We start from the raw sequence: 23,284 nt of genomic DNA, 5'->3' as shown, positions 1-23,284 counted from the left end.
ATGGGTTCCTTGAACGTCAAAGGGCGTCGCCAGCAGAGCCGGGCAGCGCAGCAGCGCGCGCCCGATCACGGGGCGCGCGTGTGGCGTTTATTCGGGCTGCCACGCCTCGTAGTCACCGCGGTCCGCAGGCTTCTCGCGGCGGATCGATCCGGCGGGCGCATAGGCCAGGGCGGTGCCGGTCAGGTTCTCTTGGTGGGGCTTTTCCCAGGTCTTATGCGCCAGCGGACGCGCCTCGGGGGTTTCATCCCACGAATGGTGCAGCCAGCCGTGCCAATCCGCGTTGACGCGCGTCGCCTCGATCTCGCCGTTGAAGATCACCCAGCGTTTGCTGCTGTCCGCGTTGCGGTAGTACACATTGCCCTCGGCGTCTTCGCCGACCTTGATGCCCTTGCGCCATGTGAACAGTTGCGTGTTCAGCGTCTGGCCGTTCCACCATGTCACGCCGCGCAAAAGAGAGTTGAGAATGCCCATAGAGGTCTCCTGAAGCTTTGATGGATATATGCACCAAGGCCGCGCAAAGGTCTAGCGGGCTTCGGGGCACATAGCCGCGGTTTTCAGCCGGGTAGGCAGGCGGTGACTTCGATTTCGATGCGGTATTTGTCGTCGATCAGCCCGCATTCGATCATTGTCGCGGCGGGTGGTGCGTCGCCAAAGACCTCGGACAGGATCGGCCAGCAGGGTTCGAACTCTGCGCGGTCGGGCAGATAATAGTTCACGCGTACCACATCCGCCATGGTGCAGCCTGCCTCGCGCAGGGCGCCTTCGATGGTCGCAAGGGCGGCGCGGCACTGGTCGGTCACGGTATCGCCCTGCCCCACGGTGCCCGCCACATGGACAAAGCCCCCCGCCACAACGGCGCGGCAGTAGCCGATCTTGGCTTCGAACTCACCGCCGGAAAAAATACGTCTTGTCATGATGCGCCTCTTGTCTGTCATGCCTGCCCCTGTCAAAGCGCCTGCCCTTGCTAAGGTCAAGCGACAAAGCGGCGGCCCCCTGCCAGATACGAAAAAGGCGCACCATCGCTGGCGCGCCTTGATCAGATAACATGCATGCGATGCCTAGCCGGCGGTTGCAGGCTCTTTCTCGGCGTCGGCGTGGATCATCAGCGGTGCCGCGTCAGAGGTCACCGCCTCTTCGTTCACGACCACCTCGGTGACGCTGTCCATGCCGGGCAGATCGAACATCGTGTTCAGCAAGATGTCTTCGAGGATAGAGCGCAGACCACGGGCACCGGTTTTGCGTTCGATGGCGCGTTTCGCGATCGCCAACAGCGCGTCATCGGTAAAGGTCAGCTGTGTATCCTCGATCTCGAACAAGCGCTGGTACTGTTTGACCAATGCGTTTTTCGGTTCGGTCAGGATGGTGACCAGCGCGTCCTCGTCCAGATCCTCGAGCGTCGCCAGAACCGGCAGACGGCCCACGAATTCAGGGATCAGGCCGAACTTCAGCAGATCTTCCGGTTCAAGGTCGGTGAAAATCTCGCCAATGCCGCGGGCATCCTGATCGCGCACATCGGCACCAAAGCCCATGGCGGACCCTTTACCGCGCGCGGCAATGATCCGGTCCAGACCGGCGAAAGCACCGCCGCAGATGAACAGGATGTTCGTGGTATCCACCTGCAGGAATTCCTGCTGCGGATGCTTGCGCCCGCCCTGTGGAGGGACAGAGGCCACGGTGCCTTCCATCAGTTTCAGCAAGGCTTGCTGCACGCCTTCGCCGCTCACATCACGGGTGATGCTGGGGTTTTCGGATTTGCGCGTGATTTTATCAACTTCGTCGATATAGACGATGCCGCGCTGTGCGCGCTCGACATTGTATTCGGACGCCTGCAACAGCTTGAGGATAATGTTTTCAACATCTTCCCCGACATAGCCCGCTTCGGTCAGTGTCGTCGCATCGGCCATGGTAAAGGGCACATCCAGAATACGCGCCAGCGTTTGCGCCAGCAGCGTCTTACCGCAACCGGTGGGGCCGATCAGCAGGATGTTGGATTTCGCCAGTTCGATGTCCCCACCCTTCTGGGCGTGGTTCAGACGTTTATAGTGGTTGTGCACGGCAACCGACAGCACCCGTTTGGCCATCGCCTGCCCGATCACGTAATCGTCCAGAACATCACAGATGTCTTTCGGGGTCGGCACACCATCGGTGGCTTTCAGCCCCGAGGCTTTGGTTTCCTCGCGGATGATATCCATGCAAAGTTCGACACATTCGTCACAAATGAAGACAGTCGGACCTGCAATCAGCTTGCGCACCTCATGCTGACTTTTGCCACAAAAGCTGCAATAAAGTGTGTTCTTGCTGTCGCCGCTCGAAGTATTAGCCATTTCAACCCTTTCAGGTCTGTCGTTTGATCGTGTCCGCCATAGGGCAGCCATCTATATATTTTTTTGCTCGGTGCCAGCTTAGGCCAGCGGTGCGTGGTCCACAATCGCAAAATAACGGGCCACGCACGCCTTATTTACTTGCCTTTTTTGTCGCCATCTTTTGGCGCATCAGGATCATCCATCTTGCCGCGGTTCTCGACGATCTCGTCGATCAGGCCCCAGTCTTTGGCTTCTTCGGGCGACATGAAGTTGTCACGCTCAAGCGCTGCTTCGACTTTTTCCAGCGGCTGGCCGGTGTGTTTGACATAGATCTCGTTCAGGCGCGTTTTCAGCTTTTGCGTTTCCTGCGCGTGAATCATGATGTCCGTCGCCTGACCCTGATACCCGCCGGAGGGCTGGTGGACCATAACGCGGCTGTTGGGCAGCGAGAATCGCATGCCCTTTTCGCCCGCTTGCAGCAACAGCGACCCCATGGATGCCGCCTGCCCGATGACCAGCGTGGACACCTTCGGTTTGATGTACTGCATGGTGTCGTAGATCGACAGGCCAGAGGTCACAACGCCGCCGGGGCTGTTGATATACATGGAAATTTCCTTGGAGGGGTTCTCTGCCTCGAGGTGCAGAAGCTGCGCCACGATCAGCGACGACATGCCGTCATGCACAGGCCCGTTGAGGAAAATGATCCGCTCTTTCAGCAGACGCGAGAAGATGTCGTACGCACGTTCGCCCCGGCTGGTTTGTTCAACCACCATAGGGACCAGCGTGTTCATATATGTATCATGTGGATCGTTCATAAAGCCTGCCTGATATTGCCGTTCGCCGGACCATACCCGCGAAACCTTGGCTTAAGATTAATCGCGCCACCTAGGGGGTTCAAGGGGGGCAGGACCGATCATCCCCTTGGCTTTGGATTTGGCCCTGCGCCACCGCCCTGCCCCGCTGATCTGTGCTGCGGATACCGGCAGCCGATTTTCGCCCACATCCTGCCGGTTCCTGCGCTAGGGTGGCGCGCAACACAGCCCACCGCCGCGCGCCCTGTCACAGAACTGTCATGAAAGCGGAACACATTTGTAGCACATCGCGACGACACAAGGCGCAACCGCGAGTCACCTCGCCAAACGCAATGCCAAACGCACTGCCCGACACAATAAAGGAATAGCCATGACACGTCGCCAAATCCTCGATGATCCCGAAATCGGCAACAAGGCCGAAGCCTTCGAAGCCTTCGACGACATCCCCACCAACCCCAATCTGCAGCGCACCATCGGCGATGTGATCAACGCGCGCTACGGACGCCGCGACATCTTGCGCGGCATGCTGGGGGTCACGGCGACAACCGCATTGTTCGGCACCTCGGCGATGGTCGCGCCGCGTCAAGCAAGTGCCGCCACCGCCGACAGCCGCTATGTCTTTGACGAACTGGCATGGGGCAATGACGAGACCCATCATGTGGCCGATGGCTATGACGCCAATGTGCTGCTGCGGTGGGGTGATCCGATCACCGCCGACGCGCCCGAATTCGACGTGATGAACCAGACCGCGGCGGCGCAGCTCAAGCAGTTCGGTTATAACAATGACTACGTGGGCTTTGTCCCGCTGAATGATGAGGGCAGCCGCGGGTTGCTTTGTGTGAACCACGAATACACCAACGAAGAGGTGATGTTCCCCGGGCTTGGCCGTCAGGACCGCGCGCAGTTTTCCGGCATGACGCCCGCGCTGATCGACATTGAAATGGCCGCCCACGGTGGTTCGGTGGTCGAGATCGCCAAGGACGACGCCGGGGTCTGGCAGGTGGTGCGCGACGGCAAGATGAACCGCCGCATCACCCCGCTGGACACCGCGATGACCATCGACGGCCCCGCCGCGGGCCATGCGCGGATGAAGACCGACGACGACCCCGACGGGGTGAATGTGATCGGCACGCTGAACAACTGCGCCGGCGGGCTGACCCCTTGGGGGACGTGGCTCATGGCCGAGGAGAACTTCCACGGCTATTTCTGGAGCGACCAACTGGACGCTGACGGCAAACCCGTGATCGCCGATGACCACCCCGAAGCCGCGTCCTACAAACGCTATGGCGTGCCGGGCATGTGGTACGCCTGGGGCGCGCAATACGACCGTTTCAACATCGATAAAGAACCCCTCGCCCCCAATAAATTCGGCTGGGTGGTCGAGGTGGACCCGATGGACCCGACCTCTACCCCCGTCAAACACACCGCTTTGGGCCGCTTCCGCCACGAAGGTGCGGAAACCACGGTCAGCAGTGACGGGCGTCTGGTGATCTATATGGGCGACGACAACCGCTTTGATTACCAGTATAAATACGTCTCGGGGGGCAAGGTCTCGGACGACCGGGCGGCCAACGCCAAACTGCTGAGCGACGGCACGCTTTATGTCGCGCGCTTTGACGAAGATGGCACGGTGACCTGGCTGCCGCTGACCCACGGCACAGGCCCGCTGACGGCTGAAAACGGCTTCAATGACCAAGGCGACGTGATGATCGACACGCGGATCGCGGCCGATCTGTTGGGCGCGACCCCGATGGACCGCCCCGAAGACGCGCAGCCCCGTGGTGACGGCACGGCCTATATCATGCTGACAAACAACACAAAACGCACAGAGGATGAGGTGAACGCCGCCAACCCGCGTGCCGACAGCAGCTTTGGCCACATCATCGAGATCAAGGAAGACGGCGGCAACCACGCGGCAACGCAGGGGCGCTGGTCGATCCTTGTGAAATGCGGCGATCCGTCGGTGTCGGACGTGGGCGCACAATGGAACCCCGAAACCTCTGAAAACGGGTGGTTCGGCAGCCCCGACAACTGCGCTATCGACGCCGATGGCCGCCTGTGGGTCAGCACGGATCAGGGCAGCAACTGGGCCAAGACGGGCAAATCTGACGGGCTGTATGCGGTCGAAACCGAAGGCGAGGCGCGCGGCACGTCCAAGCTGTTCTTCCGCTGCCCCGTCGGCGGAGAGATGTGCGGCCCCTACTTTACCGACGACGGCGAGACGCTGTTTGTCGCCGTGCAACACCCCGGCACGGACGGGACCAAGAACATCCCCGGGTTCGAGCGTGAAAGCACCTTTGAAGATCCCGCCACCCGCTGGCCCGATTTTGACCCCAAGATGCCCCCGCGCCCTGCGGTGGTTGTGGTCACCAAACAGGGCGGCGGCAAGATCGCCGTCTGACGCCCCGACCCTATTCCAACCAAATTCATTTCAAAATCGCTGCGCCCAAGGGTTCCCCCCCTTGGGCGCAATTTCTTTGTCGCTCCGGCAAATGCGAATCATCTTTACAAAACTAGTTTTATAGTTTTATTTGGTGCTATGACAGAACATCAAACAACTGCCCGCGCCCTCGCCGCCCTTGGCCATGATACCCGCCTCGCGATCTTTCGCCTGCTTGTCCGCGCCGGTGAAGACGCGCTGACCGTGGGAGAGATCGGTGCCCATCTCAATGCGGCCCCCTCCACCCTGGCCCATCACCTTGGGGCATTGGTCGATGCGGGGTTGATCATCCAGCGCCGCGACGGGCGCAACATCGTCAACCGCGTCGATTTCGACGTGATGCGGGCGACGCTTTCGTTTCTCACCTCGGAATGCTGCACCGGCGTTTCGCTTTTGAAGGAGACCGCCGCATGACCGACCTGCCCCACCCCGCGCGCAGCCCGCTCAGGTCGCTGGCCCATCACATCTGGACGCAAGAACGCGTGTGGCTGGTCTGTATCGCGGTGCTGGCCGCTGTCGCAGCCCTTGATGCGCCGCTTGCCGTGACCAGCGTGCAATTTACCGCGACCAACCTGCAGGATGTCGCGCCGTTTCTGATCCTGTCCATCGCGGTTGCGGCCTATGCCGGTGCCACGGGGGCCGACGGGCTGATCGCGCGGGCCTTTACCGGATCACCCGCCGTGATGATCGCCATCGCGGCACTCGCCGGCGGGGTGTCTCCCTTTTGTTCATGCGGAGTGATCCCCTTGATCGCGGCGCTGCTGGCGATGGGGGTGCCCCTGTCCGCCGTCATGGCCTTCTGGCTGGCCTCGCCCGTCATGGACCCGTCGATGTTCGTGCTGACCACCGGCGTTCTGGGGGTGGAGTTCGCGGTGGCCAAGACCATCGCGGCCGTCGGGCTCGGGGTATTTGGCGGGATCATCGTGCATCTGCTGTCCCGCGCGGGTGGCTTGACCGACCCGCTGCGCGACGGCGTGGGCAATGGCGGCTGCGGCGCGTCGAAGGTGCGCGCATCGCACCCAGTGGTCTGGGCCTTCTGGCACGACAAGACGCGATCCGCCAAATTCCTGCGCGAGGCCGCCAAGACCACGATCTTCCTGATCAAATGGCTGACGCTGGCCTTCCTGCTTGAAAGCCTCATGCTGGCGTGGATTCCCGCAGAGACGGTGACCCGCGCCCTTGGCGGCAGCGGGCTGGCCCCGATCGGGATCGCGACCTTGGTGGGGGTGCCGGCCTATCTGAACGGCTATGCCGCGCTGCCGCTGGTGGGCGGGCTGATTGGACAGGGCATGGCCCCCGGTGCGGGTCTGTCGTTTCTGGTCGCGGGCGGGGTGACCTCCCTGCCCGCGGCCATCGCCGTCTGGGCCTTGGTCAAACGCCCTGTCTTCGCGCTGTATATCGGGATCGCACTGACAGGGTCGTTTGCCTCGGGGCTGCTGTTTCAACTTTGGGCGTCGCTGTGACGCCCAAAGCGGGGCTTATTCTGCCAGACAACTGGTAAAAGCTGCGGCCAGATCGCGCAGCAAAGCGGGGTACATGTCCACCCCCGGCTCAAGTGCGGCGCCAATCGGATCAAGCGAGGCGGATTTCAGCGCCGTGCCGTCTTGGAGTGCCTCAATCAGACCGGCGTTGAACTGGGGCTCCGTAAAGACGCAGGCGGCCTGCGTGTCCTTCACCACATCGCGCACCTCTGCCAGACGCGCGGCACTGGGGGCGGCCCCATCGCTAAGAGAGATCGCAGCACTTGCCTCGACATCAAAGCGGGCTTCGAAATAGTGATAGGCGTCGTGAAAGACGACAAACTTCTGCCCCCGAAGCGGCGTCAGCTCGGCCTGGATACCGGCTTGAAGATCTACCAGCTGCGCTTGGGCCTGCGCAGCGTTATCTGCGTAAAGCGCTGCGTTTTCAGGGTCTTGCGCGGACAAGCTTGCAGCGATGGCATCCAGCCAGACGACTGCGTTCTGCGGATCTAGCCAGATATGCGGGTCCAGCGCGCCGGGTGCATGATTGTGTCCTTCGTGAGCGTCTGCCTCTTCATGTGCGTCATGGTCGTGGTCGTCATGGTCGTGGTCATCGTGACCTTTGTGGTCATCATGGCCTTCGTGGTCGCCGTGATCGTCGTGCTCGGCATGGTCGTGCCCTTCGTGATCCCCATGATCCTCGTGCCCCGCGTGATCATCATGACCGTCGTGGTCATCGTGCCCTTCATGATCCCCGTGATCATGGGCTTCGAACGCAACGCCGCTGCGGTTGGTCAGCAGGCGGATACCCTCTACGTCTTGCAAGGTCAGACGTTCGGCCCCCTGCGCCAGACTGCTCATCGGCTCTTCAAGCCACGGAGCCAGCGACGGACCGACCCAGACCACCAGATCGGCCTTGGCCACAGCGCGCGCCTCGCTGGGGCGCATGGCATAGCTGTGGGGCGACGCGCCGGGCGGGATGATCAGATCGGGGCTGCCTGCACCCTGCATGACCATAGAAACCAACGAATGTACCGGCGCGATATCGGTGGCGACACGGGGCACCTCTGCATGGGCCAGACCGGCAGAGAAAAGAAGGGTTGTGCAAAGCAGGCGGCGCATTGGCGGGCTCCAAATAATGTTATACTATAACCTTGATGGATCACACGTTATAACATATCAACACCGAACCCTGCTACGGAGGCGAAATATGTCGACCATTGGATTTGAAACGCATGATCACGGGGCCTGCGTCGACGACGCAATGGCCGCCGCAGAGGCGCGTTGCGCGGCCTCGGACCTTCGGCTGACACCGATACGTCGCCGCGTGCTGGAACTGCTGCTGGCCGAACACCGCGCCTTGGGGGCCTATGATATTCTGGGGCATCTCTCTGCCGAAGGGCTCGGGGCGCAGCCGCCCGTCGCCTATCGCGCGCTGGACTTTCTGGTGAAAGCGGGGCTTGCCCACCGGATCGAGGCGTTGAACGCCTATATCGCCTGCAGCCACGTCGGTGCCGATCACACGCCGGCCTTCCTGATCTGCCGCAGCTGCCAATCGGTCGCCGAAAGCGACACGACGCTGACCCAAGGGCGCTTGGGCGATGCGGCCCGCGCGGCGGGGTTCCAGATTGAACGCACGGTGATCGAGGCGCAGGGCCTCTGCCCCTCCTGTCAGGACGGAGCCACCGCATGAGCCTGATCGCCACCCGGAACCTGACACTGCGCATTGGCGGGCAAACGGTGCTGCGCGATGTCGATATCGCCGTGGAGCGCGGTGAGATCGTGACCATCGTCGGCCCCAACGGGTCGGGCAAGTCGAGCTTGCTGCGGGCGTTGATCGGCGCGCTGAAACCGGCGTCGGGCACGATCACCCGTGCCGCGGATCTGCGCATCGGCTATGTCCCGCAGAAGCTGCAGATCGACGCGACGCTGCCGTTGACGGTGCATGGCTTTTTGAACCTGCCCCGCCGCCAGCCCCGCGAGACCATCGCGCAGGCGCTGCTACAGACGGGGGTCACGGATCTGGCGAAAAAGCAGATGACCGACCTGTCGGGCGGCCAGTTCCAGCGCGTGTTGCTGGCACGGGCCCTGCTGAACAAACCCCATATCCTGATCCTCGACGAGGCGACGCAGGGGCTGGATCAACCCGGTTCTGCCGCGTTTTACCGCCAGATCGAAGAGGTCCGCCGCGACATGGGCTGCGCCGTCTTGATGGTCAGCCATGATCTGCATGTGGTGATGGCGGCTTCGGATCGGGTGCTGTGCCTGAACGGTCATGTCTGCTGCGAAGGCACCCCCGAGATCGTCGCCGATGCGCCGGAATACCGCGCGTTGTTCGGCACTGGCACCCAAGGGGCGCTGGCGCTTTACCGGCACGAACATTCGCACTCGCATGATCATGCACATGATCCTAGCCATACCCACGACCACACCCACGACCATGCGCAGGGCCATACCCATGGTGCCGGCTGCAACCACGCCCACGGGGACCAAGATGCTTGATGACTTTTTGATACGTGCCGGGCTTGCCGGTATCGGTGTGGCCTTTGCGGCCGCGCCTTTGGGCTGTTTCGTCGTCTGGCGGCGCATGGCCTATTTCGGGGATGCGACCTCGCACGCGGCGTTGCTGGGGGTCGCGCTGGCCTTGGCGTTCGAGCTGCCGATTTTCGCGGGGGTGCTGTTGGTGGCCCTGTCGATGGCGCTGATTGTGACGGCGCTGAACGGGCGCAGCCTCGGCACGGATACGCTGCTGGGGGTGCTGGCCCACGGGGCGCTGGCCATCGGCCTTGTGGCGGTGTCGCTGCTGCCGAACCAGCGTGTCGACCTCAGCGCCTATCTGTTCGGAGAGATCCTGGCCGTGACCAAGACCGACCTTGCGATCATCTGGAGCGGGGCCGTCCTGTCGATCGCGCTGCTGGTCTGGCGCTGGCAGGCATTGCTGTCGTCCACGCTGAACCCCGATCTGGCGACGGCCAGCGGGGTCAATCCGCGCCGTGAACAGCTGATTTTGACGCTGGCGCTGGCAGTGACGGTCGCGGTCGCGATCAAGGTGGTCGGCGCGCTGCTGATCGCGGCGATGCTGATCATCCCCGCCGCCGCCGCCCGCCCCTTTGCCCGCACGCCCGAAGTCATGGCCATGACGGCCTGCATCATCGGGATGATCGCCGCCTTGGGCGGGCTGGCCGCGTCCTTCACGCTCGACACGCCGACGGGGCCCAGCATCGTCAGCGTCGCGGCGGTGCTGTTCGTGCTGTCGTCTGGCGTGGCCCCGTTGCTGAAACGCTAGGCGCTGATCTGCACATACAGCAAGGGCCGCAGCATCACGCTGCGGCCCTTGCTGTTTCGGGGTGTGTCCCTGCTTCGATCAGGCGGCTGCCGCGAAAGACTGCGACGGGCGGCCGGTGCTCACCAGACTATGCGGGAAGAAGACCGAGAATTTGGTGCCCTTGCCCACCGTGCTGGAGACCGAGATATCGCCCCCATGCGCCAGCGCCAGCTTCTTGCAGATCGCCAGCCCGAGCCCTGTACCGCCTTCTGACCGGTTGTCGGCGCTTTCGATCTGGGTAAAGGCCTGGAAGATCGATTCCAGATCCTTCTGTTCCATCCCGACACCATTGTCTTCGACCTCGAAGCGGAAGCCGCCGCCGTCCACTTCGGCCCGCAGGAAGATATCCTTGCCCTTGGAAAACTTGAGCGCATTGCCCACCAGATTGATCAGGATCTGCAAGCAGCGGCCACGGTCGGCGATCACGTCAAGGCTGCCGTCGGGGATATGCAGGGTCACATCCTTGCCCTGCGCCATGCCCTGAAACTGGTCCTCGACCTGCGCCAGCAGCGCCCGTGTGGGGAATGTCGTCTTGGCCAGTTTGATGTCGTTCAGCTCGATGCTGGTATAGTCGAGAATATCGTTGATGATCGTCAGCAGGTGGTTGCCCGCGAATTTGACGCGCTGGCCGTAAAGCTCTGCCTGATCCCCGATGATATTATAGTGTTTTTCGGTGATCGGCTCACCTGGCGACAGTTTGGCCGTGGTCGTGGTCTTGAGCTTGGTCAGGAAGCCCGCATAGCCGATCACGATGGTCAGCGGCGTGCGCAGTTCGTGGCTGAGAACGCTCATGAATTCGGATTTCGCGCGGCTCGCCCCTTCGGCAGCGTCGCGGGCCTTGCGCAACTCCTCGATGCTTTCCATGCGGGTCCGGTTTTCGATGAAATAGGTGAACAGGCCGCCAAGGGTGATTGTCGTCGCCGTGCCCGCGATCACCAGTGCCAGCAGCTTGTATTCTTCGGGGTTGGTATAGCCGGGTTTCAGCCCGATGCAGTCCACGCTGAACGCGGCCATGCCGGTGAAATGCAGCCCGATGATGGCCAGCGTCAGGACGCCCGTCATTTGCAGCCCGCTCCACCGTGCGCTGCGGCTGCCCAGATACAGCGCGGCAGTCGACAGGACCACCGCCAGAATAACAGACCCGATGAGGTAGCCACGGTCCCATGTCACCACGCCTTCAACGCGGTAGGCCACCATGCCGGTGTAATGCATCGCCGATACCGCAACGCCAAAGATCGTACCGCCGATGATCGTGCTCGCGAGCGACCGGAACATGCCCGCCACCATGATGCCCACAGTCGACCCTGCAATCGCGATCAATAGCGAGACAAAGGTCAGTTGTAGGTTAAAGGTTACCGGTGCCGAAGGCTGATACGCGAGGATTGCGATAAAATGCGTACACCAGACCGCAACGCCCGCCGTGATCGCCGTGAGGAAGTACCAGATCAGCGCCTGTCTGCGCGGGCGCCCCAAGGCGTGCTGATACAAACGCGACACCACCCAGCAGCCAAAGGCGCAAAGCAGCCCGGCCAGAAGCACGAGACCAAGGTCGTGATCATGATGGATCGTATGGGCTACTTTGAACATGTCGGCGCACTCTACCTGTTGATTACCGGACAGTTAATCGGCGGAGAAAACGGCAGATTTGAGGCGTGTTTACGTTATACTGGTGGTAACCAAGAAAAATTTCCGGTCTTTTTTGCCATGGGAAACAACAGCTTGCAGGGTGCCAATCCGGCGGAAACGGCCAGTATATAAGGGCTGATGCCGCCGCGACGGCTGCACTTCAAGCAAAGCGCAGGGGGCTGAACGCCCCTCCTATTGCCCTTTGATCTTGATAGAATACTGCCGCCGCGCGCCAGCGGGGGGACGCGGGAAAGGGGCGGCCTTACGGATCACCGATACCGCCGCCCGGTCCAGCGCGGCAGAGCCGGACCCCCGTGCGACTGACACAGAAGCCAACCCGCCATTGCTGGCGATGGCAAAAGCGATCGTCGCGGTGCCCGTGGTCCGGACCCGCGGCTTGCCCGCCCGCGAGATGCGGCGCATGACCTGACCGGGGTAGTTGCTGGCGGCGGCATTGCCTTGCGCCGATGCCGCGGCTTGGCGTTTGCCGGTGCTCGTGGATTTGGCCGATGTGCTTTGGCCCGACGAAGACCCTTTGGTCGCATTGCGCTGCGCATTGCCACGTGCGGCGGCTTGCTGCTCTGCCTGACGGCGTTCACGCTCCGCCTGCTCTTGCTTGGCGCGTGCCTCGGCGATCTTGGCAGCGGTTTCAGGGTTCTTGCGCATGGGGCGGCGCGACAGGACGGGGGCGTCGCTATCGGGGTCTTGCGCCTGCAGGGTTTCGGGCGGCGGTGCGACTTGCGCGCTCTCGGAGGGGGGCACGGCCAGCGGTGTAGGTGCCAAGGCGGCGGGTGCTGCGGGGGCCGCAGGCGTCACCGCTGCCACATCGGGCGGGGTCACGGGCTGCGCCTGCTCCGGCGGGGTAACCGGCTCGGCCTGCTCGGGCGGGGTTTGTTCTGCTGTGGTGGGGCGCAGGGGTTCTGCGGCGGTGGGGGCCTCGGCCACGGGCGTCTCTGCCGGTTCTGCCGGTTCCGGCGTGAGCGTGCCGACGGCCATATCCTCGAAACTGCTGCCCATCATCGCCTCGACAGGCGCACCGCCCCCTTCGATCGCGATCTCTTCTTGCGGCAGTCCGATGGTGACCGCCCCCGCGACGATCCCGACCGCCAAGGCGAAAGAGATCCCTTTGGCTGTAGGAGAATGCGATATCATTGCAGTGCCCTTTGCGTGACGAGCATCACCTTTTGCGCCCCCGCCGCGCGCAAGTCGCGGGTCAGCGTGACCAGCGTCTCGGCAGGCAAGGCGCGATCCGGCACAAGGCGTATGATCTCGCGGTCTTCGTCGGACAGGCTGGCGACATAGGACGCGGCATCTGGCTGCGCCGCGCCTTGGTAAGTCAACCGCCCGTCGGGGTAGATCACCAAAGCGTCCGGCGGGGCCTGCCCCTCAAGCGCGCGGGTCTCGACCAGCTTCAGATCGGGGTCCAGCGGCTGCGCCAGCGTGCCCGCGACCATGAAGAAGACGAGCATCAGAAAGACGATATTGATCAACGCGATGGTCGGCTCACGCTGCGGTTTGGATTTGGCAAATCGGCGCATCTGTCAGCCCCCCAATACCGACACCTGCAAGGCAGGCATCTCGCGCAGTTTGACCAGCACATCCGTTAACCGCTGCGCGTCCACATCCGCCCCGAGCGAGACCAGCAGCACGGTGCCCTTCTCGGCCTCGGCCAAGGATGATCCGGCCAGCGCGTCCAATGCGATTTCGTCGCCATTCAGACGCAGGGTATCGGGGCCAAGCTGCAAGAACACCGGCTTGGCATCGCTGGCCTGCGCGACCGCGCCCGAACCGGCAGCGGCCAGCGGCACCTCGGAGAACTTCGAGAACGTCGAGGTCAGCATAAAGAACAGCAGCAGCAGAAAGATGACATCAATCAGGGAGGTCATCGACAGCCGCCGTCTGCGCGTGCGCGGCCTAGCCATGCGCGGCGACCATTTCTGGTGTCGGCGATGTCGTGGCGGCGGCAGGGGCTGGCATGTCGTTGGACGGGTTCAGCACCGTCAGGATCGCCTTATCCGCGATCACCCGCTCTGCCTCCATCCGCTGTTCCAGCCAGCTGAGGATCAGTGCCGTGGGCATCGCCACCACCAGACCAACAGCCGTTGTCAGCAGCGCCACCCAGATACCGCCCGCAAGGACCGACGGATCGACCTGCGATCCGGCGGCTTGCAGCGACCGGAACGCCTCGATCATGCCCAGAACCGTACCGAACAAGCCCAACAAGGGGGCCAGCTGCGCCACGGAATCGAGCAGGCGGAAACCGGTTTCGAGCTTGGCAAAACGCGTCTCTGCCTCGGCTTGCAAACGCTCTACGCCTGCGCCGCTGCCCTTGCCGTTCGACACCATCGCCAGCTTGATCACGGGGGCGAGGTAGCTTTTCGACCGGCCCAAAGCCTCGCGGGCGACGGGTCTGTCGCCCCGGTCCCATGCCTCTACCGCTTCGGTCAGCGCCTTGTGCCGCCCCACGGCCGAGCGCCAGAACTGCCAGACCTTATAGATCGCCACCGCCAACGTCAGCACGGCGACGCCCATCAGGACAACAACAACCGGCCCGCCGGTCTCGGCGATCTGGCGAAACGACGCGATCAATGCAGAGAACATATCCATCAGCCCAGAACCTCGATTGACGTGCGCGATGTGGGCAGCAGGCCGGTGTCACAGACGCCGCTGGCGCTACCGCCGGTCTCGCAGGCGTTGGCCCCGTTGAACAGGATGCGGCCCAGGCCTTCGCAGGTGGTTTGCGGCACGACGAACTGGCGCACGCGCGGGCGGGCCGGTGGCAGGGTGCCGAAATCAAACAGCGTCAGCCGGTCCACCTGCCCTTCGGTGTCAAACAGCACCGCCTCGTAGATGATCTTGTCGACCGGTGTTTCCAAGCCATTGGTGATCATGAAGGTCAGCTTGCACGCATCTTCTGTGGTCTCTGCCGCGTTCAGCTCGACCGAGATTTGATCCTTGATATCGGTCTCTTGCGCGGCGACCAGCGGGGCTGCGATCACAAAGGGCAGCGACAGAATAGCGGTACGGAAACGGGACATGGGACCTCCTGACCGTGGGATGAAACGATGAGATTTTTGGCTAAGGCGCTATGGGCACCTTTGGCTCTGGCGCGGCGCAGCGGGCAAACAGCCCTTTTGGCACAGCGCAATTGCGCCGTGCCTAGCAAAGATCACGACAAGGCGCAATCCTGACTTTAACAATCAACTATTCAGGAATGCACGCGCCAGCGACAAACCGCAAAGGTAGCCCCTGCGCCGCCCACGTTACCGAAGCTTGCGCAGATAGGCCCAAGACACGTGACCGCGCACGCGGCGGGCCTGATCAAGCGAGACGTCGCACCAGCGCGTGCCGCCGGTTTGCTGACAATCGTGCACCTGCAAAATGGTGCCGTTGGGCAGGCCAAGCAACACGATGAACCCTGTCCCCGGCCCTGCCCGCATCTTGAGCATGTCATCCTCACCCACGCCCGTTACCTCGAAACGGCCCAACGATCCTGCGGTGGCGGGGGTGGCCCCCAAGGTGGTCGCGATCACGATTGCCGATACGGCGGCGGTCACTGCTTTGCGCATTTTTCTTGCCCTTGTTCTGATAGCCTCGGGTTCGGTGGTAGCCTGTGGGGGCCACAAAATAAACCGTGATATCGCGCAAGGGGTCATCATCCGCCGATCCGCCGATGCGCGGGCGTCAGATGTTGGGGACGATGAAATCGGGCGACAGACCGGCCTGCGCGATGGCATCCGTCACATCCAGCCCCGTGAGCGAGCCATAGCCCGTGACCAGCGCCGTGGCAAAGCCCGCCTGCGCACCGCCCAGAATATCGGTATGCAGCGTATCGCCGACCATCAGCACCCGTTCGGGACGCAGGGCGCGATTGAACCGGCCGAGGGCGATGTCAAAGACCTGCCCGAACGGCTTGCCCAGAAACACAGGCCTCACACCGGTGCGATCGGCCAGCCGGTGCGCAAACCAGCCCGGTTCCCGCGAGAGGCCCGTTTCACGCGGTGCCACCAGATCGGGGTTGCCCACCAGCACCGGACGGGGCGCGCGTTTCAGCGACGCCTCCAGCAATGTCTGCCGACGGTCGGTCCAGCCGTCTGCGCCCACCAGCAAGAACCCGTCCTGCGCATCGTAGCTTTCGGCGTCATCCCCCAGCACAGTCGTGTTCAGCGTCGCCAGTTCCCCCAGATCGACGGCGGGGTTGATCATCACGCCCCATCGGCACGGCGGCAGCCCCGCGATATGCGCGGTCAGCGCCTCGCGGCTGGTGGTGACCTCGGGGGCGGAGAAATCGAACCCCAGACGAGCGTAGCGCGCCATCATATGCGCCTTGGGATAGGCGGCGGAGTTTGACACCACGCCAACCGCCTTGCCCGCCGCGCGCAGCGCCGCGATGGTATCGGTCGCGCCGGGGATCGCGGTTTCGCCGACGTTCAGTACGCCATAGGCGTCAAACAGGATCAGATCGAAGCGCGCCGCAAGGTCGATGAACACGCCCGTTTCCGCCAGACCGCCCGCAGCAGTGCGCGGCAGACGGTCGGCAATTTGCAGATAGCGCGCGAAGGCGCTTTGCGGGTCGACGCCGATGCTCTGGGTCACAGGATACGGCGGCGCAGATAGGCAGAGATGACTTCCCCCACCACCACCAGCGCGATGATCGCCAGCAGGATGGTCGCCACCTCGGGCCAGTTGAACGTGTCGATGGCACCTTGCAGGATGATCCCGATGCCGCCTGCGCCCACCAGACCCAGCACGGTGGATTCGCGCAGGTTGATATCCCACCGCAGAATGGCCACCGCCCAGAAGGTCGGCATGACCTGCGGCACGATCGCATAGACGATCACCTTGAAGCGCGACGCGCCCGTCGCCTCAAGCGCTTCGACGGAGCGTGTGTCGATCTCCTCGATTGCCTCGCCCAGCAGTTTACCGATGAACCCGATAGAGCGGAACATGATCGCCACGATACCGGCCACCACCCCCGGTCCGAAGATCGCCACAAACAGCAGCGCCCAGATGATCGTGTTCACCGACCGCGAGGTCACAAGGATCAGCCGCCCGAGCCACAGGGTCACTCGGTTGGGTGTGGTGTTCTGCGCCGAGATATAGGCGACCGGCAGCGACAGCAGCACCGCGAAGGTGGTGGCGAATGTCGCGATGTTCACCGTGTCCCACAGCACCTTGAGGATGGTCTCCAGATTACTGGGGTCCGGCGGGTACATCCGGCCAAACAGATCGGCGATCTGTTCAGGGGCGCCCCAGACCCACGGCCAGATCACTTCAATCGAGGTGAGCGCCCAGGCGATGGCCAGTGCACAGCCCAGAAAGATGGCATAGCGCGTCATACGTTGCTTGAACGTAAAGCGGGACCAGTCGTCGCGCCCGAACTGCGTAGAAAGTGAGGTCATTGGATACGCTTTCGGATGACGCCGCTGACGGCCTCGGAGAAAAGGATCACCCCGACGATGACGATGGTGATGGCAAGGGCAAAATCATAGTCATAGCGGCCGAAGGCATTGGCGAGCGTCGCACCGATGCCCCCAGCCCCCACAATCCCCACCACGGCAGAGGCCCGCAGGTTGGAATCAAGCTGGTAGATGGTCAGACCGATCTGGCGCGGCATGATCTGCGGGAAGATCGCGTAAGACAGCGTCGAGAAATACGGCGCACCGGCGGCGCGCATAGCCTCGACCTGCCCAAAGTCGATCTCCTCGATCCGCTCGGCCAGCATCTTGGCGACAAAGCCGATGGAATAGACGGTCAGGGTCAGCACACCGGCGAACGGCCCGAAGCCAACGGCCTTGACGAAGAGGATCGCGACAATGACCGGATGGAAGCTGCGCGCGATGATGATAATGGCGCGGCCCAGATAGAACACCGGCTTGGGGGCCACATTGCGCGCGGACATAAAGGCGATGGGGATTGACAGAAGCACGCCAAGCGCCGTGGCCAGCACCGCGATCTTGAGGCTTTCGAGAAAGCCGTCAATCAACAGCCCGCTGCGTTCAAAGCTCGGGGGGAAGGCCCCGCCAAAGATCTTGCCCGCGCGGCCGATACCTTCGGCGACGCGGTCCCAGTCGATGGGCATGGTCAGCCCGACCCAACCGAAATAGGCGATAACGCCCAAATACACGGCCCACCGCAGCACGGGATTGGCAATAAATGGCGGCTTGACCCAAGTGTCGCGCGGCGCGGTCATGATGCGGCTGCCTTGTCATCCGGCCCGCCGCTGCGGTCGGCATGGGGGCTGCCCGCATAGATCGCCTCCATCGCGGAGGGGTCCAGCATATCGGGCTTGTCGTCAAAGATGATCCGGCCATAGCGCATGCCGACGATGCGGTCGGTGTATTCCTTGGCCTCGTTCACATTGTGGATGTTGATCAGCACCGGCAGCTTGAGCTCGCGCGACAGGTCGCGCAGCAGGCCCATGATCTGTTCCGATGTCTTGGGGTCAAGCGATGCGGTGGGTTCATCCGCCAGCAGGATATCGGGCTCTTGCATCAGGGCGCGGACCACGCCGACACGCTGACGTTCACCGCCCGACAGCTGATCGGCGCGAGTGTCGGCGTAATGGGCGATGCCGACCCGTTCCATCAACTCGTAAGCGCGGCGGATGTCTTGCTTGGGATAGCGCCGCGTGATGGCGGACCATGTTGAAATATACCCCAGACGGCCCGACTGGACGTTCTCCATCACGGTGAGACGATCCACGAGGTTGAACCCCTGAAACACCATCCCGATCTTGCGCCGTGCGGCCCGCAGGTTCTTGCCCCGCAGGCGGGTCAGGTCGGTGCCGTTCAGCTCGATCGTGCCGGAGGTGGGTTCAACCAAACGGTTGATGCAACGCAGCAACGTGCTTTTGCCCGCACCGGAAGACCCGATGATCGACACGACGCTTTCGCCCTCGATGGTGAGGTCAAGATTCTTGAGGACCGGATCGCCAGAGCCGTAGCGTTTGACGAGGTCAGTAATTTTCAACATGTAGGATACCTTATGCGTGAGGCCGGCCCATTGGGACCGGCCTCGACGGGAAAATCATTCAGCAGCAAGGCCTTGTGGCGTGTACTCAACACCGTTGGCAGACTGGATCTGGCGAATGACGGCCCATTGGTCTTTATAGGTGATCGGGACGAATTTGCTCACGCCCGAAAACTCTTCGCCCAATGCGGTGCCGGTGAAATCGTAGCTAAAGAAGGCTTCCTTGATCTTGTCCTTCAGCTCGGGCGTCAGGTCGTGGGCCACGCCATAGGATGTCGTGGGGAACGGATCGCTTTCCCAGACAATGCGCACCTCGGCAGGATCATAAAGCCCGCGTTCCGCCATGCGGTCCACCACTTCAGACGCAACCGGTGCCGCATCATAGTCGCCCGCAACCACACCCAGCATGGATTGGTCGTGGCTGCCCGAGTACGTCACTTCGTAGTCCTGATCCGGCACGACGCCCAGATCAGGGAACAGCGCGCGCGGTGCCTGATTGCCGGAGTTCGACGTGGGCGATGTATGCGCGACGCGTTTGCCAGCAAGGTCGGCCATCTCTTTGATATCGCTGTCGGCTTGGGTGTAGACCTGCAGCTTGTAGCCGAATTGCCCGTCTTCGGAACCCATGATCGCGAAGGGTTCAACGCCCGCAAGGTTCACGGCAAAGGGTGTGGGGCCGGTCGAGAAGCCCGCGATATGCAGACGGCCCGAGCGCATCGCCTCTACCTCGGCAGAGTTGGATTGCACAGCAAAGAACTGCACCTTCTTGCCCGTCACCTCGGACAGGTGGTCAATGAAGGGCGTCCAGATGTCTTCGTAGATCGCGGGATCTTCGACCGGTGTATAGGCAAAGACCAGCGTCGACGGGTCTTTGAGCATGCTTTCGTCCGTGGGCGCGTCGGCCACCAGATCGCCGTTGGCGTCACAGAACATCGCGTCCAGCGCGCCGCGCTCGGCGCATTCTTCGGCCAGTGCGGTGGTGCCGGTCATGGCAAAAGCGGCCATCAGGCCTGCCGTGATAAAGCTGCGTTTGATCATCTTGTTTCTCCTCCCCGAGAATACCCGCGCAGAGTGTGCTGCACGATTAATTACGCGATACGAGCATTGAAGCTTTCGATTCGCAACATTTTCCGCCTAGTAATTTGGCAAGTGCCAAATATTGACGGTCGGTTGCATCGCCCCGACCGCCGAAAGGAACCGCAGAATGGATACCGGAACGGAACGCCGAAACCTACGCAAAGCAGAGCGCCATGCGCAAATATTGCTGGAACTGCGCCTTGCCCCGCATGTGCGGGTTTCGGACCTTGCGGCCAGCTTTGATGTGACCACCGAAACCGTCCGCCGCGATATTGCCGAGCTCAGCGCGCAGGGGCTTTTGCAGAAATCCTACGGCGGGGCCTCCCCCCGCGCGCCGGGGGCGCAAAGCGTGCTGGATGAACGCCAGCGCGAACATGTGGACGAACGTCGCCAGATGGCGCAGCTTGCCGCAAAACGGGTGACAGACGGGCAAACCCTGATGATCGACGCAGGCGCCACGATGATGGAATTCGCGCGGGCGCTGACCCTTTCCGGCGTGACGGCGACGGTATTAACCAACAGCCTGCAGGTCGCGATGATCTTGGGGGCCTCCGACAGGGTGCGGGTGATCATGACCCCCGGCGACTATATGAATGCAGAGGCCGCGCTGACCGGCACTGCCACCTGCGACTTTCTGCGTGGTTTCAATGTCGACGCGTGTTTTCTTGGGGCCTCCGCGCTGGATGAAACCGGCGTGAGCGAGGCCATCGCAGGCTTTGCCGAGGTGAAACGCGCCATGCTGGACCAAAGCCGCGCCGCGCATTTCCTGATCGACGCCAGCAAGTTCGGCAAACGTCACCTGACGCAGGTTACCCCGCTTGAGCATCTGGGCCATCTGATCACCGATGCAGCCCCCAAGGACGGGCTTGCCCTAGCGCTTCGACAGCATCGCACCCCCGTGATCACCCCCGAAAACGCCTGACAGTAACCGGCATGACCGCTTTGCGCAAAAGTCTACAAAATGCCTCGATTGCGCCCGTATTTTGTCCGTTCGATAAACAATGATGCAGTCAATAAAGGGGACAAAGGCAGGCAAACCAGCAACGACAGAAAGTCGTGCGGCGGCCTACCTGGACGGAAGAGGGTGGCACTTTGCTCAACAAGTTCACGGGGTATTTAGCCTCTAAGGTATTCGTCGTTTTGACGATTGTCCTGCTCGCAAGTATCGGCGGGATTGCCTATTCTATTGTGAAGCTCGACCGCGACAATCACCTCGCCGCGCTGCGCCTTGAGGTGGAGCAGGCCCTGCATTCGGTGGCCGACCAGATTCAGCTGCGTTTCTTCGAAGCCGTGCTGGTGGCCAAGAACATCGAGAATACGCTTGCCGTGGCGGGTGAGATCGACGAGCGCCAGATCGCGCGCACCGTGAGCGACCTGCAGCGACACAACCCCGACGTGATTGCTGTCGCTTTGGCCCCTAACCTGTCGATTACACACAGTTTCCCACAAACGGATAACCGCGAGACGATCGGTGTCAAATACTGGCAACTGCCCGCCCAGATGGCGAGTGTGGCCCAAGCTTACCGCACCCGCGCGCCTGTGGTGGATGACCGCGTAAACCTTGTGCAGGGCGGCACCGGCTATATCATGCACTACCCTGTGTTCCTGCCGAACGCCGAGCTGAACACCGATCAATTCTGGGGCGTCATCTCTGTCGTGATGGATCAGGAAGGTCTGCTGCAAGCCCCGCAACATGATTTCTCGGACCCCGCGCAATATAGTTTCGAGCTGCACCCGCTCAAAGCCTCTGGACTGGTAGAGGCCCTGCCCGATCACCGGTTGAGCGCGCTGAAAGACAAGCCCGTCGTGACCACGTTCAACGTTCTGGGCACCACATGGGAAGCCGCCGTGCGCCCCGCCGCCGGATGGCCGGCTTATTCACCACAAAGCCGGAATCTGGTGGGTTTCGCCCTCATTTCCGCCATATTCCTGCTGGGCGTGCTGCTGGCGTTCCGCCGGTTGGCGTTGAACCAGACCAACGCCCACGCCCTGCTGGCCGAGGCCATCGACGCGATCGACGAAGGCTTTATCGCGTTTGACGACAAGGAACGGGTGATGGTGGTGAACCAGAAGTACCGCGACTATCACCCCCAGATCGCCGATCTGATCGTCCCCGGTGTCACCATGGGAGAGCTTGTGGTCAACTGGGCCAACCGGACCGAAAGCCTCAGCGGATCGAAAAGCAAACAGGCCTGGGTACGGGAGCGGCTGCAACGTTTCCGCAATCCGGGTCAGGCGTTCTTGCAAGACATCGGCAACGACAATTGGCTCAAGGTGACAGAGGCAAAGACCCCCCACGGCTATACCGTCGGCATCTGGACGGATGTGACCGCCGAGAAGCGCGCGCAAGAAGCCGCTGAAGCCGCCGACCGCGAGAAGACCGAGTTCCTGAACAACGTTTCGCACGAGCTGCGCACCCCGCTGACCGTGATCTTTGGCCGCTCATCATTCATGCGGCACAGTGATAAGATGCCTCAGGCGCAGCGGTTGATGTCGGCGCTGACCGCCGATGGCAGCGGCTGTCCGAAATCGGCTGCCGCCGCGATAGAGTATCAGAAGTTCATCACCGATCAGGGTGCCGGAATCGCGGAATCATCGCAGCATATGATCCGCCTTGTCGAAGATCTGCTGGACTGGACCAAAGTGTCCCGCGGCCAGCTAGAGCTGGACATGGCCCCAACCCAGCTGGACGAGATCGCCCGGACCGTCACCCAAGAACTGCAACCCGCAGCAGAGGCAAAAGGGCTGACCCTCACCTATGCCGGCGACGGCCCTGCTGCCACCGTAGCGGATAAGGTGCGCGTCAAACAAATCCTGTACAATCTGATTACAAATGCGATCAAATTCACCAGCGAAGGCAAAATCCACCTGTCGATGCTACATTCCACCGACGAGATCGTGTTCAGCGTCACCGACACCGGCAACGGCATCGCAGAGGAGGACGCCAGCCGCGTGTTCCAGCGTTTCCAACAGGTTGACGGGTCCATGACACGGCAAAACGGCGGTTTGGGGCTGGGGCTGGCCATCTCCGAGCAGCTGGCAGAGCTCCACGGCGGATCGCTGTCACTGGAAAGCAAACTGGGCGTCGGTAGCACCTTTAGCCTGACGCTGCCCTGCACCGGCGCGACCGATATCCAGAAGACGGCTTGAAGCGCAGAGGGGCGCGGTACTTTAAATTCTAACGATAAATATTTGGGCAAGCGCCGGTTTCGCGCTTATGATGCCCTAGCGTAACGATGATCTTGTTTATGACCTGAAATTTTTTCCAA

The 23,284-nt window shown here is 62.1% G+C and carries 26 protein-coding genes; 9 read left to right on the top strand and 17 right to left on the bottom strand.

The window, feature by feature from the left end:
* Positions 1-87 precede the first annotated feature (87 nt).
* The 4 genes from C1J04_RS08030 to C1J04_RS08015 all read right to left on the bottom strand — a co-directional run bounded on the left by C1J04_RS08030 (position 88) and on the right by C1J04_RS08015 (position 3,118).
* On the bottom strand, positions 88-471 hold the full coding sequence (locus tag C1J04_RS08030) for an NADH:ubiquinone oxidoreductase subunit NDUFA12 (RefSeq protein WP_005852787.1): 384 nt from the start codon (positions 469-471) through the stop codon (positions 88-90).
* An 83-nt stretch (positions 472-554) separates the two neighbouring features.
* Positions 555-914, bottom strand: a complete 360-nt coding sequence (locus C1J04_RS08025; RefSeq protein ID WP_005852785.1) for a RidA family protein — start codon at positions 912-914, stop codon at positions 555-557.
* Between the two features lie 144 nt (positions 915-1,058).
* Positions 1,059-2,324, bottom strand: a complete 1,266-nt coding sequence (gene clpX, locus C1J04_RS08020; RefSeq protein ID WP_005852783.1) for an ATP-dependent Clp protease ATP-binding subunit ClpX — start codon at positions 2,322-2,324, stop codon at positions 1,059-1,061.
* Between the two features lie 134 nt (positions 2,325-2,458).
* Positions 2,459-3,118 carry an ATP-dependent Clp protease proteolytic subunit gene (locus C1J04_RS08015; protein WP_009826714.1) on the bottom strand — a complete coding sequence of 220 codons (660 nt, stop codon included), beginning with the start codon at positions 3,116-3,118 and terminating at the stop codon, positions 2,459-2,461.
* A gap of 367 nt (positions 3,119-3,485) precedes the next feature.
* Between C1J04_RS08015 and C1J04_RS08010 the strand changes: the two genes are divergently transcribed.
* From C1J04_RS08010 to C1J04_RS08000, 3 genes are all read left to right on the top strand, one after another.
* Positions 3,486-5,516 carry a PhoX family protein gene (locus C1J04_RS08010; RefSeq protein ID WP_009826713.1) on the top strand — a complete coding sequence of 677 codons (2,031 nt, stop codon included), beginning with the start codon at positions 3,486-3,488 and terminating at the stop codon, positions 5,514-5,516.
* A gap of 138 nt (positions 5,517-5,654) precedes the next feature.
* On the top strand, positions 5,655-5,969 hold the full coding sequence (locus tag C1J04_RS08005) for an ArsR/SmtB family transcription factor (RefSeq protein ID WP_005852780.1): 315 nt from the start codon (positions 5,655-5,657) through the stop codon (positions 5,967-5,969).
* Complete coding sequence (locus C1J04_RS08000; RefSeq protein ID WP_009826712.1) at positions 5,966-7,018, top strand: permease; 1,053 nt, start codon at positions 5,966-5,968, stop codon at positions 7,016-7,018. Before C1J04_RS08005 ends, C1J04_RS08000 begins: the two co-directional genes overlap by 4 nt.
* 15 nt (positions 7,019-7,033) lie before the next feature.
* On the opposite strand, the gene C1J04_RS07995 is transcribed toward C1J04_RS08000, so the two are convergent.
* Positions 7,034-8,137: a zinc ABC transporter substrate-binding protein gene (locus C1J04_RS07995; RefSeq protein WP_009826711.1), complete on the bottom strand. Its 1,104-nt coding sequence runs from the start codon at positions 8,135-8,137 to the stop codon at positions 7,034-7,036.
* Between the two features lie 88 nt (positions 8,138-8,225).
* Here C1J04_RS07995 and C1J04_RS07990 point away from each other — a divergent pair, with 88 nt between their 5' ends.
* Genes C1J04_RS07990 through C1J04_RS07980 form a run of 3 tightly spaced genes read left to right on the top strand, consistent with a single transcriptional unit; the run spans position 8,226 to position 10,301 of the window.
* Positions 8,226-8,708, top strand: coding sequence for a Fur family transcriptional regulator (locus C1J04_RS07990; protein WP_005852777.1), 483 nt, complete (start codon positions 8,226-8,228; stop codon positions 8,706-8,708).
* Positions 8,705-9,517 (top strand): metal ABC transporter ATP-binding protein, encoded by an 813-nt coding sequence (locus C1J04_RS07985; protein WP_009826710.1) that lies wholly within the window; start codon positions 8,705-8,707, stop codon positions 9,515-9,517. The genes C1J04_RS07990 and C1J04_RS07985 overlap by 4 nt, the downstream gene beginning before the upstream one ends.
* A complete protein-coding gene (locus tag C1J04_RS07980; protein ID WP_216825228.1) occupies positions 9,510-10,301 on the top strand; it encodes an iron chelate uptake ABC transporter family permease subunit in 792 nt (263 codons plus the stop codon). Before C1J04_RS07985 ends, C1J04_RS07980 begins: the two co-directional genes overlap by 8 nt.
* Positions 10,302-10,379: 78 nt before the next feature.
* On the opposite strand, the gene C1J04_RS07975 is transcribed toward C1J04_RS07980, so the two are convergent.
* Positions 10,380-11,927: an MHYT domain-containing protein gene (locus tag C1J04_RS07975; protein ID WP_009826708.1), complete on the bottom strand. Its 1,548-nt coding sequence runs from the start codon at positions 11,925-11,927 to the stop codon at positions 10,380-10,382.
* Here C1J04_RS07975 and C1J04_RS19325 point away from each other — a divergent pair.
* The gene (locus tag C1J04_RS19325) at positions 11,898-12,098 is read left to right on the top strand and encodes a hypothetical protein (protein ID WP_156775802.1); all 201 of its coding nucleotides are present in this window, start codon (positions 11,898-11,900) and stop codon (positions 12,096-12,098) included. The two genes, C1J04_RS07975 and C1J04_RS19325, sit on opposite strands and share 30 nt — an antisense overlap.
* A 60-nt stretch (positions 12,099-12,158) precedes the next feature.
* Here the strand turns inward: C1J04_RS19325 and C1J04_RS07970 are convergent, their stop codons facing one another.
* The 11 genes from C1J04_RS07970 to phnD form a co-directional block, all read right to left on the bottom strand.
* Entirely contained in the window at positions 12,159-13,118 is a 960-nt protein-coding gene (locus tag C1J04_RS07970) for a cell envelope integrity protein TolA (protein WP_037954346.1), read from the bottom strand.
* Positions 13,115-13,504, bottom strand: a complete 390-nt coding sequence (locus tag C1J04_RS07965; RefSeq protein WP_009826706.1) for an ExbD/TolR family protein — start codon at positions 13,502-13,504, stop codon at positions 13,115-13,117. Before C1J04_RS07965 ends, C1J04_RS07970 begins: the two co-directional genes overlap by 4 nt.
* A 3-nt stretch (positions 13,505-13,507) precedes the next feature.
* Complete coding sequence (locus tag C1J04_RS07960) at positions 13,508-13,852, bottom strand: ExbD/TolR family protein (protein ID WP_009826705.1); 345 nt, start codon at positions 13,850-13,852, stop codon at positions 13,508-13,510.
* A gap of 28 nt (positions 13,853-13,880) precedes the next feature.
* Complete coding sequence (locus tag C1J04_RS07955) at positions 13,881-14,573, bottom strand: MotA/TolQ/ExbB proton channel family protein (protein ID WP_114865327.1); 693 nt, start codon at positions 14,571-14,573, stop codon at positions 13,881-13,883.
* Entirely contained in the window at positions 14,573-15,004 is a 432-nt protein-coding gene (locus C1J04_RS07950; protein WP_009826703.1) for a hypothetical protein, read from the bottom strand. Before C1J04_RS07950 ends, C1J04_RS07955 begins: the two co-directional genes overlap by 1 nt.
* A 225-nt stretch (positions 15,005-15,229) precedes the next feature.
* Positions 15,230-15,535: an SH3 domain-containing protein gene (locus tag C1J04_RS07945; RefSeq protein WP_009826702.1), complete on the bottom strand. Its 306-nt coding sequence runs from the start codon at positions 15,533-15,535 to the stop codon at positions 15,230-15,232.
* Positions 15,536-15,650: 115 nt separating this feature from the next.
* Positions 15,651-16,562 carry an HAD-IIA family hydrolase gene (locus C1J04_RS07940; protein WP_009826701.1) on the bottom strand — a complete coding sequence of 304 codons (912 nt, stop codon included), beginning with the start codon at positions 16,560-16,562 and terminating at the stop codon, positions 15,651-15,653.
* On the bottom strand, positions 16,559-17,368 hold the full coding sequence (gene phnE, locus C1J04_RS07935; protein WP_009826700.1) for a phosphonate ABC transporter, permease protein PhnE: 810 nt from the start codon (positions 17,366-17,368) through the stop codon (positions 16,559-16,561). The genes C1J04_RS07940 and phnE (C1J04_RS07935) overlap by 4 nt, the downstream gene beginning before the upstream one ends.
* Positions 17,365-18,159 carry a phosphonate ABC transporter, permease protein PhnE gene (gene phnE, locus C1J04_RS07930; protein ID WP_009826699.1) on the bottom strand — a complete coding sequence of 265 codons (795 nt, stop codon included), beginning with the start codon at positions 18,157-18,159 and terminating at the stop codon, positions 17,365-17,367. The genes phnE (C1J04_RS07935) and phnE (C1J04_RS07930) overlap by 4 nt, the downstream gene beginning before the upstream one ends.
* Positions 18,156-18,941: a phosphonate ABC transporter ATP-binding protein gene (gene phnC / locus C1J04_RS07925; RefSeq protein ID WP_009826698.1), complete on the bottom strand. Its 786-nt coding sequence runs from the start codon at positions 18,939-18,941 to the stop codon at positions 18,156-18,158. Before phnC ends, phnE (C1J04_RS07930) begins: the two co-directional genes overlap by 4 nt.
* Positions 18,942-18,995: 54 nt before the next feature.
* Complete coding sequence (gene phnD / locus C1J04_RS07920; protein WP_005852758.1) at positions 18,996-19,976, bottom strand: phosphate/phosphite/phosphonate ABC transporter substrate-binding protein; 981 nt, start codon at positions 19,974-19,976, stop codon at positions 18,996-18,998.
* A gap of 166 nt (positions 19,977-20,142) precedes the next feature.
* On the opposite strand from phnD, the gene C1J04_RS07915 reads away from it, so the two are divergent.
* Together C1J04_RS07915 and C1J04_RS07910 are read left to right on the top strand one after the other, a co-directional pair.
* Positions 20,143-20,937, top strand: a complete 795-nt coding sequence (locus tag C1J04_RS07915) for a DeoR/GlpR family DNA-binding transcription regulator (protein ID WP_009826697.1) — start codon at positions 20,143-20,145, stop codon at positions 20,935-20,937.
* Between the two features lie 218 nt (positions 20,938-21,155).
* Positions 21,156-23,165 carry an ATP-binding protein gene (locus C1J04_RS07910; RefSeq protein ID WP_009826696.1) on the top strand — a complete coding sequence of 670 codons (2,010 nt, stop codon included), beginning with the start codon at positions 21,156-21,158 and terminating at the stop codon, positions 23,163-23,165.
* Positions 23,166-23,284: the final 119 nt, after the last annotated feature.

It is taken from the genome of Sulfitobacter sp. SK025 (genome assembly GCF_003352105.1).
GTDB lineage: Bacteria > Pseudomonadota > Alphaproteobacteria > Rhodobacterales > Rhodobacteraceae > Sulfitobacter > Sulfitobacter pontiacus.
The sequence above is the reverse complement of the archived record's forward strand: the minus strand, read 5'-3'. Positions and strand labels throughout refer to the sequence as shown.

What these genes read in the sequence shown, in the direction of transcription:
- C1J04_RS07990 (WP_005852777.1), top strand. Translation starts at nt 8,226, where the DNA reads ATGTCGACCATTGGATTTGAAACGCATGATCACGGGGCCTGCGTCGAC.
- C1J04_RS19325 (WP_156775802.1), top strand. Translation starts at nt 11,898, where the DNA reads ATGATGGATCGTATGGGCTACTTTGAACATGTCGGCGCACTCTACCTG.
- C1J04_RS08010 (WP_009826713.1), top strand. Translation starts at nt 3,486, where the DNA reads ATGACACGTCGCCAAATCCTCGATGATCCCGAAATCGGCAACAAGGCC.
- clpX (WP_005852783.1), bottom strand. Translation starts at nt 2,324, where the DNA reads ATGGCTAATACTTCGAGCGGCGACAGCAAGAACACACTTTATTGCAGC.
- C1J04_RS07970 (WP_037954346.1), bottom strand. Translation starts at nt 13,118, where the DNA reads ATGATATCGCATTCTCCTACAGCCAAAGGGATCTCTTTCGCCTTGGCG.
- C1J04_RS07980 (WP_216825228.1), top strand. Translation starts at nt 9,510, where the DNA reads ATGCTTGATGACTTTTTGATACGTGCCGGGCTTGCCGGTATCGGTGTG.
- C1J04_RS07975 (WP_009826708.1), bottom strand. Translation starts at nt 11,927, where the DNA reads ATGTTCAAAGTAGCCCATACGATCCATCATGATCACGACCTTGGTCTC.
- C1J04_RS08030 (WP_005852787.1), bottom strand. Translation starts at nt 471, where the DNA reads ATGGGCATTCTCAACTCTCTTTTGCGCGGCGTGACATGGTGGAACGGC.
- C1J04_RS08015 (WP_009826714.1), bottom strand. Translation starts at nt 3,118, where the DNA reads ATGAACGATCCACATGATACATATATGAACACGCTGGTCCCTATGGTG.
- C1J04_RS07995 (WP_009826711.1), bottom strand. Translation starts at nt 8,137, where the DNA reads ATGCGCCGCCTGCTTTGCACAACCCTTCTTTTCTCTGCCGGTCTGGCC.
- C1J04_RS08025 (WP_005852785.1), bottom strand. Translation starts at nt 914, where the DNA reads ATGACAAGACGTATTTTTTCCGGCGGTGAGTTCGAAGCCAAGATCGGC.
- C1J04_RS07945 (WP_009826702.1), bottom strand. Translation starts at nt 15,535, where the DNA reads ATGCGCAAAGCAGTGACCGCCGCCGTATCGGCAATCGTGATCGCGACC.
- C1J04_RS07960 (WP_009826705.1), bottom strand. Translation starts at nt 13,852, where the DNA reads ATGACCTCCCTGATTGATGTCATCTTTCTGCTGCTGCTGTTCTTTATG.
- C1J04_RS07965 (WP_009826706.1), bottom strand. Translation starts at nt 13,504, where the DNA reads ATGCGCCGATTTGCCAAATCCAAACCGCAGCGTGAGCCGACCATCGCG.
- C1J04_RS07915 (WP_009826697.1), top strand. Translation starts at nt 20,143, where the DNA reads ATGGATACCGGAACGGAACGCCGAAACCTACGCAAAGCAGAGCGCCAT.
- C1J04_RS07955 (WP_114865327.1), bottom strand. Translation starts at nt 14,573, where the DNA reads ATGGATATGTTCTCTGCATTGATCGCGTCGTTTCGCCAGATCGCCGAG.
- C1J04_RS07950 (WP_009826703.1), bottom strand. Translation starts at nt 15,004, where the DNA reads ATGTCCCGTTTCCGTACCGCTATTCTGTCGCTGCCCTTTGTGATCGCA.
- phnE (WP_009826699.1), bottom strand. Translation starts at nt 18,159, where the DNA reads ATGACCGCGCCGCGCGACACTTGGGTCAAGCCGCCATTTATTGCCAAT.
- C1J04_RS08005 (WP_005852780.1), top strand. Translation starts at nt 5,655, where the DNA reads ATGACAGAACATCAAACAACTGCCCGCGCCCTCGCCGCCCTTGGCCAT.
- phnE (WP_009826700.1), bottom strand. Translation starts at nt 17,368, where the DNA reads ATGACCTCACTTTCTACGCAGTTCGGGCGCGACGACTGGTCCCGCTTT.
- C1J04_RS08000 (WP_009826712.1), top strand. Translation starts at nt 5,966, where the DNA reads ATGACCGACCTGCCCCACCCCGCGCGCAGCCCGCTCAGGTCGCTGGCC.
- phnD (WP_005852758.1), bottom strand. Translation starts at nt 19,976, where the DNA reads ATGATCAAACGCAGCTTTATCACGGCAGGCCTGATGGCCGCTTTTGCC.
- phnC (WP_009826698.1), bottom strand. Translation starts at nt 18,941, where the DNA reads ATGTTGAAAATTACTGACCTCGTCAAACGCTACGGCTCTGGCGATCCG.
- C1J04_RS07985 (WP_009826710.1), top strand. Translation starts at nt 8,705, where the DNA reads ATGAGCCTGATCGCCACCCGGAACCTGACACTGCGCATTGGCGGGCAA.